This is a genomic window from Actinophytocola xanthii (assembly GCF_001921205.1).
Taxonomy (GTDB): domain Bacteria; phylum Actinomycetota; class Actinomycetes; order Mycobacteriales; family Pseudonocardiaceae; genus Actinophytocola; species Actinophytocola xanthii.
The window spans coordinates 1-16,066 of the sequence record NZ_MSIE01000120.1 but is presented as its reverse complement, the minus strand read 5'-3'; the positions used below and the strand labels follow the sequence as shown (position 1 = coordinate 16,066).

12 protein-coding genes are annotated in these 16,066 nt (G+C 74.1%); 10 read left to right on the top strand and 2 right to left on the bottom strand.

Annotated elements, in window-relative coordinates:
* Positions 1-4,471 (bottom strand): type I polyketide synthase (locus BU204_RS36380; protein WP_158073569.1); only part of this gene is annotated, 4,471 nt, incomplete at its 3' end.
* Positions 4,472-4,611: 140 nt separating this feature from the next.
* Between BU204_RS36380 and BU204_RS36375 the strand changes: the two genes are divergently transcribed.
* The 10 genes from BU204_RS36375 (at position 4,612) to BU204_RS36330 (ending at position 12,696) form a co-directional block, all read left to right on the top strand.
* Positions 4,612-6,021 carry a glycosyltransferase gene (locus BU204_RS36375; RefSeq protein WP_075130341.1) on the top strand — a complete coding sequence of 470 codons (1,410 nt, stop codon included), beginning with the start codon at positions 4,612-4,614 and terminating at the stop codon, positions 6,019-6,021.
* Complete coding sequence (locus BU204_RS36370; RefSeq protein ID WP_075130340.1) at positions 6,018-7,082, top strand: DegT/DnrJ/EryC1/StrS family aminotransferase; 1,065 nt, start codon at positions 6,018-6,020, stop codon at positions 7,080-7,082. Before BU204_RS36375 ends, BU204_RS36370 begins: the two co-directional genes overlap by 4 nt.
* Complete coding sequence (locus BU204_RS36365; protein ID WP_075130339.1) at positions 7,079-8,254, top strand: cytochrome P450; 1,176 nt, start codon at positions 7,079-7,081, stop codon at positions 8,252-8,254. The genes BU204_RS36370 and BU204_RS36365 overlap by 4 nt, the downstream gene beginning before the upstream one ends.
* A 25-nt stretch (positions 8,255-8,279) precedes the next feature.
* On the top strand, positions 8,280-8,480 hold the full coding sequence (locus BU204_RS36360) for a ferredoxin (RefSeq protein ID WP_075130338.1): 201 nt from the start codon (positions 8,280-8,282) through the stop codon (positions 8,478-8,480).
* A complete protein-coding gene (locus BU204_RS36355; RefSeq protein ID WP_083661954.1) occupies positions 8,477-9,616 on the top strand; it encodes a cytochrome P450 in 1,140 nt (379 codons plus the stop codon). The genes BU204_RS36360 and BU204_RS36355 overlap by 4 nt, the downstream gene beginning before the upstream one ends.
* A gap of 91 nt (positions 9,617-9,707) precedes the next feature.
* A complete protein-coding gene (locus tag BU204_RS36350; RefSeq protein ID WP_143230012.1) occupies positions 9,708-10,241 on the top strand; it encodes a YbaB/EbfC family nucleoid-associated protein in 534 nt (177 codons plus the stop codon).
* Positions 10,238-10,561 (top strand): type VII secretion target, encoded by a 324-nt coding sequence (locus BU204_RS36345; RefSeq protein WP_075130336.1) that lies wholly within the window; start codon positions 10,238-10,240, stop codon positions 10,559-10,561. Before BU204_RS36350 ends, BU204_RS36345 begins: the two co-directional genes overlap by 4 nt.
* Positions 10,561-11,406 carry a hypothetical protein gene (locus BU204_RS36340; RefSeq protein ID WP_075130335.1) on the top strand — a complete coding sequence of 282 codons (846 nt, stop codon included), beginning with the start codon at positions 10,561-10,563 and terminating at the stop codon, positions 11,404-11,406. Before BU204_RS36345 ends, BU204_RS36340 begins: the two co-directional genes overlap by 1 nt.
* Before the next feature lie 9 nt (positions 11,407-11,415).
* The gene (locus tag BU204_RS36335) at positions 11,416-12,009 is read left to right on the top strand and encodes a phosphoribosyltransferase family protein (protein ID WP_083661953.1); all 594 of its coding nucleotides are present in this window, start codon (positions 11,416-11,418) and stop codon (positions 12,007-12,009) included.
* Positions 12,010-12,153: 144 nt separating this feature from the next.
* On the top strand, positions 12,154-12,696 hold the full coding sequence (locus tag BU204_RS36330; protein WP_075130334.1) for a carboxymuconolactone decarboxylase family protein: 543 nt from the start codon (positions 12,154-12,156) through the stop codon (positions 12,694-12,696).
* A gap of 10 nt (positions 12,697-12,706) precedes the next feature.
* Here BU204_RS36330 and BU204_RS42115 read toward each other — a convergent pair.
* On the bottom strand, positions 12,707-16,066 hold a 3,360-nt coding region (locus BU204_RS42115), incomplete at its 5' end, for a type I polyketide synthase (RefSeq protein WP_143230011.1).

Below are 16,066 nucleotides of genomic sequence, written 5' to 3'. Positions count from 1 at the left end.
CGGTCCGGGCGTGGAGCGGCCGGGGCGCCGGCCCCAGCGCGAGCAGCGACACGACGCCGGCGAGCTCGTGCTCCCCGGCGGCCTCCGCGCAGCGGCGGGCGAGCTCCTCGGGGTCGGCGACGGCGTCGAGCGTGACCAGCTTCAGCCCGGCCTCGGCCAGGCCGTGCAACACCTCGCCCACCCGGTCGCCGGCGGCCGGGACGAGGGCGAGCCAGGTCCCGGGGTCGGCGGGTGGGACGGGGTCGGGCACGGCCGTCCAGGTGTCCTCGTACCACCAGTCGCGCACCGCCGCCTCCTCCCGACCGCGCCGCCGCCACGCGCGCAGCGCCGGCACCAGGTCGGCGAGCGAGCCGTCGGGGCGCAGGTCGAGCTCGGTGAGTACGGCCTCGCTGTCGCCACGGTCGACCGCCTCCCACAGCGCCGTGTCGCCGGTGGCTGGGCGGCTGGCCGGCCGCGGCCGGGTGCCGTCGAGCCAGTAGCGCTGGCGCTGGAAGCGGTAGGTGGGCAGGTCCACCGGGCGCGCGCCGGGGAAGGCGGCCGACCAGTCGACCGGCACGCCGCGCGTCCAGGCCTCGGCGACCGAGGCGCGGAACCGGCGCAGGTCGCCGTCATCGCGCCGCAGGCTGCCCACCGCGACGAGGTCGCCGGTCTCCTGCACGCCCATGGTGAGCACGGGGTGCGGGCTGGCCTCCACGAAGTACCGGTGGCCGGCGGAGGCGAGCGCCACGACCGCGGCGTGGAACTCCACCGGCTCCCGCAGGTTCCGGTACCAGTACGCGGCGTCGAGCTCCGCGGTGTCCACCGGCTCGCCGGTGACGGTCGAGAGGAACGTGACGTCGGTCGAGCGCGGGCGGATCGGGGCGAGCCGGTCGAGCAGCTCGGCGCGGACCGCGTCCACCTGCGCGGAGTGCGAGGCGTAGTCGACGGGGATCTGTTTCGCCCGCACCCCGTCGGCTCGGCACCGCGCCAGCAGCTCCTCGAGTGTCTCCGGGTCCCCGGAGACCACGGTCGAGCCGGGGCCGTTGGCGGCGGCGACCGAGAGCCGCCCCCGCAGGGACCCGACCAGGCGGGCCAGGCGTTCGCGGGGCAGCGCGACCGAGGCCATGCCGCCGCGGCCGGCCAGTCCCCGGGCGATGGCCGCGCTGCGCAGGGCGACCACCAACGCGGCGTCCCGCACGGACAGTCCACCGGCGACACATGCGGCGGCGATCTCGCCCTGGGAGTGGCCGACGACGGCGGCCGGGCGCACGCCGTGGGCCCGCCACAGCTCGGCGAGCGAGACCATCACCGCCCACAGCAGCGGCTGGACGACGTCCACCCTGGCCAGCGCCGCCTCGTCGGCCAGCGCCTCGACCGGGGACCAGTCCACGAACTCGGCCAGCGCGTCGGCGCACTGGGTGAACCGGGCGGCGAACACGGGTGCGGTGTCCAGCAGCTCACGCGCCATGCCCACCCACTGCGAACCCTGGCCGGGAAACACCAGTACCGGTCCGGGGTCGGCGGGGTCGACCGTGCCGGCGGACCCCACGACGACCGCCGGCGTCTCGACGCCGTCGGCTAGCGCCGCCAGGGCCTCGAGCAGCGCGCGGCGGTCCTCGCCGAGCAGGACCGCGCGGTGTTCGAAGGCGGTTCGGGTGGTGGCGAGCGAGAACCCCACCTCGGCCGGCGAGGCCTCGGGCGTGAGGTGGTCGCGCAGGGCCGCGGCCTGGGCCCGGAGCCCGGCCGGGGTGCGGGCGGACAGGACCCACGGCACCGGCGGGCCCGCGGACGTGCCGCCGTCCAGGGCCGCCCAGTCGACGTCCACACCGTCGGTCCACAGCCGGCCGAGCAGGTCCTCCAGGCTCCACCGGGCCGGGCGGTCCCGGCGACAGGTGACGAGCACGTCGGGCCCCCCGGCGAGCGCGCGTCCCAGCGAGGGCCGCAGCACCGGGTGCGGTGCGACCTCGACGACGCGGGTACCGGCGGGGAGCGCCCGCACGGCCTCGGCGACCAGCATCGGCGCGCACATGTTGCGGGCCCAGTAGGCGCCGTCCAGCTCGGCGCCGGGCAGGACCGCGCCGGTGACCGTCGAGACGAACGGGATCGTCGTCTCCGCCGGCACCACGCCGTCGAGCAGCCCCGCCAGCTCGGACGCGAGCGGGGCGAGCCGTCGGCTGTGCGAGGGGTAGTCGATGGCGACCCGCAGCGTGCGCACGCCGGCCGCGGTCAGCTCCCGTTCGACCTCGGCGACCGCCTCGGTCCCGCCGGACAGGCAGACCTGGCCCGGCGCCAGCTCCCCGGCGAGGTCGAGCCGGTCGCCGGCCACCCGGCGGGCCCGCGCCGCCGACAGCTCGCAGACGAGGACGGTGCCGCTGCCGGCCGCCCGGTCGGCGACCAGGCGGGACCAGCGGCCGATGACCAGGGCGCCGTCGGCGGTGGTCAGCGCGCCGGCGACCACGGCGGCGGCGACCTCGCCGACGCTCTGCCCGAACACCACGTCCGGCCGCACGCCCCAGGCGGCGAGCGCGCGGGCCAGCGCGACCTGGATTGCGAACAGCGCCGGCTGGACGACGTCGGTGCGGTTCAGCCGCGGGCTGGGGGCGACCAGCTCGTCGAGCACCGACCAGCCCACGACCGGGACGAGGGCCCGGTCCACCTCGGTCAGCGCGGCCCGGAACGCCGGCTCGGCGAGCAGGTCGCGGCCCATGCCGACCCACTGCCCGCCGTGCCCGGAGAAGCAGAACGCGAGCGGCGGCCGGGCCCGGCCGTCGAGCGAGACCCGCAGTCCCGCCGGCAGTTCGTCCAGCCGGTCGACGGCGGCGAACGCGCGGTAGTGCCCGGACCCGCCGGCAGCCGGCGCGGGCTCGGCCAGCAGCGTGCCGACCCGGGCACGCAGGGCCGACTCGGTGGGTGCGGCGAGCGCGACCAACCGTCGCGGCCGGGGCGTGGCGCGTTCCAGTGCGAGGTGGACGTTGGTTCCGCCGAAGCCGAAGCCGCTGACCCCGGCGAACCGGCCCTGTGGCCAGTCCCGGCGACCGGTGACCACCTCGAGCCGCTGCCCGGCGAAGTCGATCCTGGGGTTGGGCCGGTCGAAGTGCAGGCTCGCCGGCAGCTCGCCGTGGTGCAGCGCCAGCACGGTCTTGAGCACGCCGAGCACCCCGGCCGCGGGCTCGAGGTGGCCGAAGTTGGTCTTGGCCGACCCGATCAGCAGCGGGGCAGTCCGGCCGGGGGCGAACACCTCGCCCAGCGCCCCGGCCTCGATCACGTCGCCCAGCGCGGTCCCGGTGCCGTGTGCCTCTACATAGGACACCTTGGCCGGCGCGACGCCGGCCTCCCGCCAGGCCTCGCGCAGGACGTCGACCTGGGCGCGGGGGTTGGGGGCGGTGAGGCCGTTGGATGCGCCGTCGTTGTTCACCGCACTGCCGCGCAGCACGGCGTAGATCCGGTCGCCGGTGCGCAGGGCGTCGGACAGCCGGCGCAGCACCAGCACCCCGCAGCCCTCGCCGCGCACGTACCCGGCGGCGTCGGCGTCGAAGGCACGGCACTGGTCGGCCGGGTTCAGACCACCGAACTTGGTCATCGCCACCGTGGTGTGCGGGTGCAGCATCAGGCTGACACCGCCGGCCAGCGCGAGATCGGACTCCCCTCGGCGCAGGCTGTGCGCGGCGAGGTGCACGGCGTTGAGCGAGGAGCTGCAGGCGCTGCCCACCGACACCGCGGGGCCCTGCAGGCCGAGCGCGTAGGCGATCCGGGCCGGGACGATCGAGGTGTCCCAGCCGACGGCGGACTGCGGGCCGACCGACGCCGGGTCGGCACCCGTGGCCAGGTGGTACTCCTGCCACATCGTGCCGAGGAACACCCCGGCGCGGCTGCCGGCCAGGGCGCCGGGGACGATCCGGGCGTCCTCGAGCGCGGACCAGGCGACCTCGAGCGCGATGCGCTGTTGCGGGTCCATCCGCTCGGCCTCGGCCGGAGAGATCCGGAAGAACGCGGCGTCGAACCCCGCCACGTCGTCGAGGAAGCCGCCCCGGCGGACGGTGGTGCGGCCGGGGGCGGCGACGTCCTCGTCGTACCACTCCTCGACGTCCCACCGGTCGCCCGGCACCGGCCGCACGGCGTCCATTTCGGACAGCAGGGCGTCCCAGAGGGCGGCCGGTGACTCGATCCCGCCGGGCAGCCGGCAGCCGAGGCCGACCACGGCGATCGGCTCTACGCCGGTCGTGGCCGCCCCCGCGGCGGCCGGGGCGGGTGCGGGCTCCGCCGCGCCGGCGAGGTGATCCGCCAGCGCGGCCACCGTCGGGTACTGCCACACCGCCCACGCCGGCACCGACAGCGCGGCGGCGAGGCGCACCATTCCGGCCGAGTCGACGCCGGCCTCGCGCAGGGGCGCGGTCGGCGACACCGCATCGGCCGCGACGCCGAGCACCTCCGCCACCGCCGCACGGACGACGTCGGTGAAGGCACGCGAGTCGGACGCACCAGTTCTCCGCACGGGACCACCTCGTTCTTCCCCAGGGGCTCGCGTTCGGACCGTACAAACGGGAAACTGCACAATCCCCCAGAGCGAGGAGGCCGCGGGAGGGGCGGGGAAACTAGGGATTTGTCGAGCGGGCGCCGGGAACCGTACGGCCCATGGCAGCATCCTCGGACCCGGTGCGGCGGCCCGTCCTGATGGTCGGTCTGCCGGAGAGCGGTCTGATCAACCCACTGCTGGTCCTGGCCGGCGAACTGGCCCGACGCGGCGTGAACGACCTGCTGTTCGCCACCGACGAGCCCCGCCGCGCCGAGGTCGAGGCGCTCACCTCGGCGAGCAAGGTCGAGTTCGTCTCCCTCGGCGAGGTGCTGCCCGAGCTGTCCGCGCTGACCTGGGACGACCGGACCTACCGCGCGGTGACCCAGCGGTCGCCGCTGCGGGCGCTGCGGGCGCTGCTGAAGAACTCCTTCGACCCGACGCTGCGGATCCCCAAGTACCGGGCGCTGCGGGAGGCGGTGGCCGAGCACCGGCCGGCGGTGATGGTGATCGACGCGATGTGCGACTTCGCGGTGAACCTCGCCATCACCGAGAAGATCCCGTACGTGCTGAGCGTGCCGTTCCTGGCGAGCAACGTGGTCAGCGCGACGGTGCCGTTCGGGCGGACCTACACCCCGCGGGACTTCCCGACCCCGCGCTCGGGGCTCCCCTACCCGATGACCCCCGCGCAGCAGCTGCGCAACCGGTTGTTCCGGTTGTGCACGCTGCTGACGTTCGTCGAGCCGTCGATGTCCCGCCGGATGCGCAGCGAGTCCCGGATCCGGCGCGAGCTGGGGATCTCGCGACTCGCGCACCGGCCGATGGCTCGGTTCGAGCACGCCGAGCGGGTGCTGTGCTACTCGGTCGCCGAGATCGACTACCCGTTCCGCATTCCGGACAAGATGCACCTGGTCGGGGCGATGGTGCCGCCGCTCCCCCAGGCGCCGGAGGAGCGCGAGCTGACCTCCTGGCTCGACGCCCAGACCTCCGTCGTGTACCAGGGTTTCGGCACCATCACCCGGCTCAGCCGGGCGGAGGTGGCGACGCTGGTCGAGGTCGCGCGCCGGCTGTCCCCCGACCACCAGGTGCTCTGGAAGCTGCCGGCAGAGCAGCAGCACCTGCTGCCGCCCCGGGAGACGTTGCCGCCGACGCTGCGGATCGAGAACTGGCTGCCCTCCCAGCTCGACGTGCTGGCCCACCCCAACGTGCGGGTGTTCTTCAACCACGCCGGCAGCAACGCCTTCCACGAGAGCCTCTACTTCGGCAAGCCGCAGGTGCTGCGGCCGCTGTGGATGGACTGCCATGACGAGGCGACCCGGGCCAGGGACATCGGCGTCGGGCTGGCGCTGGACCACCCCGAGCGGCTGGACCTCGCCGACGTGACCGACAAGCTGCTGCGGGTGCTCGGCGACCCGTCGTTCCGCGAACGGACCGAGCACCTCGCGGGCCTGCAGCGGGCGGCGGGTGGCCGGGTCGCCGCCGCCGACGTCGTCCTCGACCTGCCGGTGCTGGCCGGATCGAGGCGCGGATGAGCTTCAAGTACCCGGTCTCCAGACCGAGCCTGACCGGCCGCGAGCTCGAGTACGTGACCGACGGGATCAGCGACGGCTGGATCTCCTCGCTCGGCCCGCACGTGGCGCGGTTCGAGCGCGCCTTCGCCGACTACAACGGGATGGCCCACGGGATCGCCTGCTCCTCGGGCACCGCTGCGCTGACGCTGGCGCTGCGGGCGCTGCGGATCGGACCCGGCGACGAGGTGATCGTGCCCGAGTTCACCATGATCGCCTCGGCCTGGGCGGTGACCTACGTCGGTGCCACCCCGGTGTTCGTGGACTGCGGCGACGACCTCAACCTCGACGTGGACCTGCTCGAGGCGGCGATCACCCCGCGCACCAAGGCGATCATGCCGGTGCACGTGTACGGGCGGCGCTGCGCGATGGACCGGATCATGGTGCTCGCGCACGAGTACAACCTGCGGGTCGTCGAGGACTCCGCCGAGGCGCACGGGGTGCGCCCGGTCGGCGACATCGCCTGCTACTCCCTGTACGCCAACAAGATCATCACCTCGGGCGAGGGCGGCATCTGCCTGACCGACGACCCGCGTCTGGCCGGACAGCTGGAGCACCTGCGCGGGATGGCCTTCTCCGCCGACCACACGTTCCTGCACCGCAAGCTCGCCTACAACTTCCGGATGACCGACATGCAGGCGGCGGTCGCGCTGGCGCAGACCGAACGGCTCGACGAGCTGTTGGCCGAGCGCCGGGAGATCGAGCGCCGCTACGACGCGGGCCTGGCCGACGTGGCGGGCGTCACGCTGATGCCGCCCCGGGACGTGCTGTGGATGTACGACCTGCGTGCCGAGCGGCGTGACGAGCTGCGTGCCCACCTCGCCGCCGAGGGCGTGGAGACCCGGTTGTTCTTCAAGCCGATGAGCCAGCAGCCCGGCTACCTCGACCCGGTCTGGCCGAGGCTGAACGCGGCGCGGTGGAGCGCGGCTGGCCTGTACCTGCCGACCTACGTCGGGCTGACCGCGAGCGACCAGGACTACGTGGTCGGCCGGATTCGCGACTTCTACCGGAAGGGCCGAGAATGACGAGCACCGACCGGGAGGTGGAGTTCCCGGCGCGCCGGCCCGGTGAGGCGTTCCCACCGCCGGCCTACGCGGGGTTCCGCGAGCGCGACGGCCTGGTGCGCACCAGGCTGCCGAGCGGGCAGCCAGTGTGGCTGGTGTCCCGGCACGCCGACGTGCGTGCCGTGCTGACCGATCCGAGGATCAGCGCGAACCCGGCCAACCCCGGCTTCCCGAAGGTGGCGAGGACCGGCGGGGTGCCCACCCAGCAGGACATCCCCGGCTGGTTCGTCGGCCTGGACCCGCCCGACCACGACCGCTACCGGAAGGTCCTGATCCCGGAGTTCTCGGTGCGGCGGATCCGCGAGTGGCGGCCGGCGATCCAGGCGACGGTGGACGAGTGCGTCGACGCGCTGCTGGCCAGGGGCGGTTCGGCCGACCTGGTGGCGGACTTCGCCCTGCCCGTGCCGTCCCGGATCATCGCGACGATCCTCGGCGTGCCGCACGACGACCGCGCGTTCTACGAGTCGCGCACCCGGACGCTGGTGTCGATCTCGGCCACCACCGACGAGCAGCGCACCCAGGCCGCCCGGCAGCTGCAGCGGCACATCGCCCGGCTGATCGCGATCAAGCGGAAGTGGCCGGGCGACGACCTGATCAGCCGGATCCTGGCGACCGGGGTGCTCACCGAGCAGGAGCTGTCCGGCGTGGTGATGCTGCTGCTGATCGCCGGGCACGAGACCACGGCGAACAACATCGCGCTGGGGGTGGTCACGCTGCTCGCCCACCCCGACCGGATCGGCGACGACCGGATGGTGGACGAGCTCGTGCGGCTGCACTCGGTCGCCGACCTGGTGGCGATGCGCACGGCGCTGGCCGACGTGGAGATCGGCGGCGAGCTGATCCGGGCCGGCGAGGGCATCGTGCCGCTCATCGCCGCCGCCAACCACGACGAGGCCGTGTTCGAGTGCCCGGCCCGGTTCGCGCCGGAGCGGGCGGCACGGGGCCATGTCGCGTTCGGCTACGGGGTGCACCAGTGCCTCGGCCAGAACCTGGTCCGGGTCGAGATGGAGTGCGTCTACCGCACCCTGTTCACCCGGGTGCCGACGCTGCACCTGACCACGCCCGTAGCCGACCTGCCGGTCAAGTACGACGGCACGGTCTTCGGGCTGCACGCGCTGCCGGTCGCCTGGTGAGCCGGCGGCGCGGGACGGAGGAGCCATGCTGATCAAGGCGGACACCGGACGCTGTGTCGGGGCCGGGCAGTGCGTGCTGTCGGCACCGGACATCTTCGACCAGGACGACCAGGCGGTCGTCACGCTGCTCGAGCGGGAGCCGGGCGAGTCGCTGGACCTGGTGCTCCAGGCCGCGGACCGCTGCCCCGCCGGCGCGATCAGCCTCGAGGACGGGAGCGCCGGGTGACCACCACCGAGGAGCGGGGCCTGATGTCCTCGGACCTGCCGTTCGAGCTGCGCATGTGTCCGCACCTGCGCCGGGCGCGGCAGGGGCCGGCGGTGCGCCGGGTGCGGACGCCGACGGGCGACGACGCCTGGCTGGTGTCCGGGCACGCGGAGATCAGGGAACTGCTCAACGACGGGCGGATCGGCCGCTCCCACCCCGCGCCCGAGGAGCGGGCGCGGTACGCCGGGAACCCGACCTACGACCAGGTGATGGGCGCCGACCACGGGGCGGCGGACGCCATGCACGCCGGGCTGCGCGCGGCGCTCAAGCCGCACTTCACGACCCGGCGGATGCTCGAGCTGCGCCCGGCGCTGGCGGCGCTGGTCGAGGCGCGGGTGGACGCGCTGCTGGCCCAGGGGCCGCCGGCGGACCTGCGCGAGGACTTCGCCGGACCGCTGGTGCGCCAGGTGTTCGCCGAGATGCTGGGGGTGCCGGCGGCCGACCGGGACCGCTGCGCCGAGCTCATGCGGCTGGGTGCGGCGGGCGACCTGGGCGGGCTGTACGTGTTCCTCACCGAGTTGGCGGCCGCCCCACCCGAGAGTTCGATGGTCGCCCGCCTCGGCGAGGCGGGGCTGGCTGCCGACCAGGTCGTGCAGATCGCGATGCTGTTGCAGTTCGCCGGCTTCGGCGCGACGGTCAAGCAGATCGAGTACGGCTTCCTGCTGCTGGCGCAGGACCGGTCCCGGCGCGAGCTGCTCGCGGCCGACCCGGAGCTGCTGCCGCTGGCGGTCGAGGAGCTGTTGCGCCTGGCCGGCAGCCTCAGCCTGCCCCGTTACGCGCGCGAGGACCTGACGATCGGCGGCGTGGTGATCGGCGCGGGCGACCTCGTGCTGCTCGACCTCACCCAGGGCAACTACGACAGTGACGCGTTCGCCGAGCCGACCGAGTTCTCGCCGGAGCGGAGCCCGAACCGCCACCTCACCTTCGGGCACGGGGTGTGGACGTGCCTGGGGGCGCCGCTGGCCCGCCAGGTGCTGCGGCTGGTGTTCGCCGCGCTGCTGACCCGGGTACCCACGCTGCGCCCGCTCACCCCGGTCGGCAACGTGAGCGGTCCGCTGTCCGGCGGCCTGCCGGAGACGCTCTTGGTCACCTGGTAACCGCCCCTTTGCGGAATAGTGCAAATCCGGTCGCTCGCCGTCCGGTCCTCTCTACCGTTGGCCCCCACGCGGCGACGGGCAGGGAGAACTCGTGGACGGGCCAGGGACAGCTGCTCGGGGTCTTGCCGAGTGGGGTGCGCGGTTGGCTCAGGACGCCGCTCGTTTCCAGCGACTGCGGACCGAGATAGCGAGCATCCGCATCGTCGAGTCGTCCTCGGACGGGACGATCAGGGTGACCGTCGACGCGACCGGGGCGGTCGTGGACATCGCCACCGGTGGCCGGCTCGCCTCCCTTCGCCCCCAGGAGATCGGCGGGCGGATCATGGCGGTCGTCGCCCGGGCCCAGGGTCGGATCGCCGAGGAGGTTCGGCAGGCGGCGCACGCGACGCTGGGGCCGGACGCGTCGGCGGCCGCACCGGTGTGGGAGCAGTCGCGCAGCCGGTTCGGGGGGCCGTCGCTCGCGCCGAGCCCGGCGGCAGCGCCCCAGCGCGGGCCTGGTCCCGGGCCCGGTTTCCGGCCTGGTCCCGGGCCTGGTCCCCGGGCCCGGCGGAGGACCGAGGACGAGCTGTGGGCCGATGAGCCGATTCTCCGGCCGGCCACCGAGAGCCGGCGGGACCGGTCGTGACCGGGCCGGGGTACGAGGTCGACGTCGATGACCTGACCGGCCATGCGGCGCGCCTGGACGCACTGGCCGACGAGGTGAGCGCGGCGGTCGCCGACGTGGACGCGGCCCAGCTCAGCGAGGGCGCCTACGGCCGGTTCGGGGCCCCGCTGGCCGGGACGTTGAACGCCATGCAGGACGCGGGCCGGCAGTCGATGACGAACCTGTGGGACGGGCTCACCCTGGCGGCGGCGGAGGTCAGGGACGCGGCGGCCGAGTACGCCGACACGGAGGAGGACAACCGGGAGCGGGTCGAGGAGAGCGGCGCGGGAATGGACGACTGATGACGCCGCCGACAACGACCCCCCTCGAGGACGAGGCCCGGTCCGTCTCCGAAGTGGCGATCGGCGGGAGCTGGGTCGATCCGCCGGCGGGCAACGGCGCGGTCGACGAGATGGACGACGAGTCGAACGTCATCGAGATCCTGGCGTCCTACGGCGCCGCTTGGCTGGTCGACCACCTGCGGCCCCTCCAGGAGATCCTGGACCACCTGGCCGGTCAGCCGGACGCGATCCGGGCGTGTTCGCAGGCGTGGTTGGACGCGTCGGCCCGGTTGGCCGGCGTGGGTGATGAGTGGGCGCGGGCCTGCGTGGACGACACGGCGACCTGGACCGGTGAGGCGGCGGACGCCTACCGCGCCTTCGCCGCCGAGCAGGCCTCGGCCGTGCGTGCCTGCGGGCTGGCCGCCAAGGGCATCGGCATCGTGGTCGTGCTGGTGGCCGAGGCTCTCGCGCAGATCCGCGCGGAGGTCAGGGCTCTGCTGGTCGATCTGGTCCAGCGGCTGATCCAGTGGCTGATCGCGTCGATGGCCAGCGTGGGGCTGGTCGGGGCGGCGGCCGCGGACGCGGTGGAGCCGGCGGTCCAGGACACGAACAACAAGATCATCGGTCGGCTGGACGTGCTGCAGGGGACGTTCGACCGCGCCGACGGGATCCTCGCCGCACTGCTGCGGATCTTCACCGAGTCCGACGCCTCCGTCACGCACGCGCACCGGAGGAAGAAGCAGAGCACCGGCAAGTCGAAGAGGGGAAAGCATGAAAGAGGCGCGACCCGAAAAAGTCGCGACGAAGGCGGCGAGAGAGGCGACGACAGGCGACGGGGAAATCCCAACAAGCGGCGCAAGGAATGATTACGAACCATGTTGACCAGGCAGGTACGCCCCGGCATCATCCCGGGCGTGGGCGAGGGACCCGAAAAACACACGATCGACCGGATCCGGTCGGCGATCACCTGGCGCGGCGGCAAGACCGACGACTACCAGTACGCCGACGTCACCGGCTGGTGGCGCTCGCCCGAGTTGCTGCGGGACATCGGGGCCCTGCTCGGCGAGGCCGTCCCCGGCTCCCCGACCGCGGTGTTGGGTCTGGAGTCACGCGGTTACCTCCTCGGCGTCGCGTTGGCGCTCCAGCTCGGCGTCGGTTTCGTCGAGGTCCGGAAGAACCCGGAGTCGGAAACGGACGACGACGCGTGGGTTCAGCAGACGACACCGCCGGACTACCGCGACCGAAACCTGCGCCTGGGTGTCAAACGCAAGCTCCTGAAATCCGGTGACCGGGTGGTCCTGGTCGACGACTGGGTCGACACCGGCAGCCAGGCACTCGCCACCCAGAAAATCGTCGAGCGAACCGGCGCGACGTGGCTGGGTGCCTTGACCGTGGTGGATGCGTTGGACAGCCACAGCGTTCGTCGCGAGCTGAACCTCCGCTCGCTGGTTCATGTCCGTGACCTCTAGGTGTAGTAGTTCCAGTCACCTGGACGCCCGATTCGTGTTGAGCACGTTGGCGCATTGTGCGCCGGGCCGGCTCCCTCGATCATCGAAGGCATGGTTGGCCCGTCCGACGCGCTGGCCGTTTGACCATCCCAAGGAGACAGTCAGATGGCACATATCGACCTCGGGGTCGACGAGGAGCTCGTCCCCGGCATCAACGGCCCGATGGCCTTCCGGCCCGAGACCGCCAAGCCGCTCAACGAGCTCGCCGAGGTGCTCCTGCGCGGCCCGCACCCGCTCACGCCCGGCGAGCGCGAGCTGATCGCCGCCTACGTGTCGGGCCTGAACGAATGCCAGTTCTGCCACAACTCCCATGCCGCGTTCGCCGCGGCCCAGCTCGACGGTGGCATGGCCGTCGTCGACCAGGTGCGTGCCGACCTCGACAGCGCGCCGGTGTCCGCGAAGCTGCGTGCGCTGCTGCGGATCGCGGCCGCGGTGCGAGACGGTGGCCGCAGCGTCACCGCGGAGATGGTGGCTGCCGCCCGCGACGAGGGCGCCACGGACCTGGAGATCCACGACACCGTCCTGATCGCCGCCGCGTTCTGCATGTACAACCGCTATGTGGACGGTCTGGCCACGTTCGCGCCGGCCGATCCCGGTCGGTATGCCGAGGCGGCGCGGCGGATCGTCGAGCGCGGGTACGGGGGCTGAGGCACGCCGGTCAGACTCCGCTGGGCACGGCCAGGACGGTGTCCTGGAGCCATTCCTCCAGGCGCTGCGCGGTCTGCTCGGCGTCCTCCTGGGCGAGGGACTCGTGGGTGGCATGCAGGGTCCGGATCGAGTCACCGGCGGTGAGGAGGGCGCGTTGCTCGGGTGGGGTGTCGGCGACCTCACCGCAGCGGAGCAGGAGGACGGGGGCGGTGGTGCGCTCGCGTTCCATGTCGGGGAGACGGTTGAGCCAGCGGGCCATCGCGGAGAGGCGGGTGCTGTCCACCTGGGCCGCGCCGCCTTCCTCCTGTTCGAAGCGGGTGACGATGTTCCTGGTCATCGCGGTGTAGTCGGCGACGTCGCCGGAGCCGTGGTGGCGGCTGAGCGTGTCGAGCAGGGCGACGCCGGCGGGGCGGACGCCCCAGGTGTGCTCGAGCAGGCCGGCGACGGCGGAAGCGATCACGCCGGCCGTCGAGTGTCCGACGAGGACGAACGGCTCGCCGTCGCTGGCCTCGAGGACGCACTCGGCGACGACCCTCGCGGCGGCTCCGGGGGTGGCGGGCAGCAGCTCGCCGGTGGCGAAGCCGGCCAGGGGTACCGCCATGACCTTGCGCAGGCCGCGGAAGTGGGTGGCGATGTTCATGTACTGGTGCACGCCGCCGACGACCACGGGTGAGCTGATGCAGATCAGCTGGGGCGCGGCGGGGCCGTCGACCAGGGTGACCGGGGCGGGCAGCTCGTCCAGCTCGGCGGGGGTCTCGAAGGAGGGGCGCAGGGCGGCGACGGCCTTGAGCAGCCCGAGCGCCTCGGTCAGGTGTCCGTCGTGGACGGCGCGGTAGAACAGGCGGCCGACGGTGTCCTCGGCGGGCGCGCTGGGGACCGGTGCGGCGGCGTGGTCGCCGAGCTGGTCGTGCAGCCAGTCGGCGAGCCGGGTGGGGGTGGGCTGGTCGAAGATCACGGTGGTGGGCAGCCGGAGGCCGACGGCCTCGGCGAGTTGGTTGCGCAGTTGGACCGAGAGCAGGGATTCGAACCCCAGCTCGAGGAACTCCTGGGTGGGGTCGACGTCGTCGGCACGGTCGTGGCCGAGCACGGCCGCGGTGTGGGCGACGACCAGCTCGCGCAGGATCCGCCGGCGCTCGTCGGCGTCGCGGCCGCGGAGCCGGTCACGGAGGGTGTCGGGGGTGACGTCGCTGGCGCCGGCGGCGGTGCGGCGGGCGGTGGGGGCGAGTGCGCGGAACAGCGGCGGCACGTTCGCGGTGAGCGGTCCGGCGGTGCGGAGCAGGACGACCAGGGGGTGGTCGCTGGCGGTGGCGGCGTCGAACATGGCGAGGCCCTGCTCGACGCCGATGGGGGTGAGCCCGGAGGCGCGGGTGCGCCGGGTGTCGGCGGCGAGCATGCCGAGGTCGGAGGTCCAGGGTCCCCAGGCGAGCGAGGTGGCCGGCAGGCCCAACCCGTGCCGTTGGGCGGCGAGCGCGTCCAGATAGGCGTTGGCCGCGGCGTAGTTTCCCTGACCCGGGCTGCCCATCACCCCAGCGACCGAGGAATACAACACGAACCCCGCCAACCCGCGGTCTCGCGTGGCCTCGTGCAGGTACCAGGCCCCGTCCGCCTTGGGCGACAGCACGGTGTCCAACCGCTCCGGCGTCAGCTGGTCGACCACACCGTCGTCCAACACGCCGGCCGCGTGCACCACCGCGGTCAGCTCGGGGATGCCGGCCACCAACGCATGCACCGCGTCCCGATCCGAGACGTCGCAGGCCACCGCCTCGACACCCTCGGGCACCGCACCCGGGCGCCGCGACGCCACCACCACCCGATGGCCACGGCCGACGAGGTGCCGGGCGAGCACACCCCCGAGGCCGCCGGTGCCGCCGGTGATCAGCACGGTGCCGTCCCAGGGGGCGGCGGGGTCGGGGGCGGGCAGCCGGGTGAGGCGGGCGACGTGGGTGGCGCCGTCGCGCAGGACGAGCTGGGGTTCGTCGCCGGCCGCGGCGACGGCGGCGGGCAGGGCGGCGCGGGAGGCGTCGGTGCCGTCGTGGTCGACGAGCAGGAAACGGCCGGGGTGTTCGGCCTGGGCGGAGCGCACCAGTCCCCAGGCGGCAGCGGCGGCGAGGTCCGCGCCGGTTGTCGCGCCCCGGCTGAGCAGCACGAGGCGTGTGTCGGCCACGCGTTCGTCGGCGAGCCAGGTCTGCAGCAGCGCCAGGACGCGGGCGAGGGTCGTGGCGACCGGTTCGCCGCCGGCGATCTCGGCGAGCAGGGCGTCGGGGATCTCGGCCAGCGCGTCGAGGGTGGCGAACGGGTCGAGCCCCAGGGGGGTGAGCGGGTCGGCGGTGGACGGGGCAGGCGCGGTGCGGACCCAGTCGAGCCCGAGCAGGGTGTCGCGGGCGCCGGTGGAGCGCAGGGCGGCGGCGGAGCGGAGCACGAGCGCGTCGACGGCGAGCACGGGTACGCCGTGGGCGTCGGCGGCGGTGAGGGCGATGGCGTCGTCGGTGGCCGTCCAGCGCACGCGCAGCAGGGACGCGCCGCCGGCGTGCAGGCCGACCCCGCGCCAGGAGAACGGGAGGAGCCCCTTGCCGGCGTCGACGACGGCGTGGGCCTGGACGGCGGCGTCGAGCAGTGCCGGGTGGATTCCGTAGCCGCCGGCGGCGCCCCGTGCCGGTTCGGGCAGGGCGACCTCGGCGAAGAACTCCTCGCCACGGCGCCAGACCGCCCGCAGGCCGCGGAAGACCGGGCCGTACTCGGTGCCCGACGCGGTAAGCCGGTCGTAGCAGTCGTCGAGGGCGACCTCGGTCGCGCCGGGCGGTGGCCAGGCCTGGTCGGCGGGCGTCGGGGTGGGGTGGGCGGGGCCGAGGGTGCCGGCAGCGTGCCTGGTCCAGTCGGCGTCGAGCAGGCCGAGTGAGCGGGAGTAGACGCCGATGTCGCGCACGCCGTCGGTGTCGGCGGCGCCGACCCGGACCTGGACGGCGACCTGGTCGCCTTCGGCGAGCACGAGCGGCACCTCGAGGGCCAGCTCCTCGACCCGGCCGCAGCCGACCTCGTCGGCGGCCCGCAGCGCCAGCTCGAGGAACCCGGTGCCGGGGAACAGGACGGCGCCACCGACGCGGTGGTCGGCGAGCCACGGGTGCGCAGCGAGGGAGAGCCGTCCGGTGAGCAGGGCGCCGCCATCGTCGGCGAGTCGGACCGCGGCGCCGAGGATGGGATGCTCGGCGGGGACGAGCCCGAGCCCGGTGGGGTCGCCGGTGCGCAGTCCACCGCGGGGCCAGTACCGCCGGGGCTGGAAGGCATAGGTGGGCAGGTCGACCGTCACTCCGCCGGCGACGAACGCGGACCAGTCGACGGCGGCTCCGGTGACGTGCAGTGCGGCAAGAGCCCG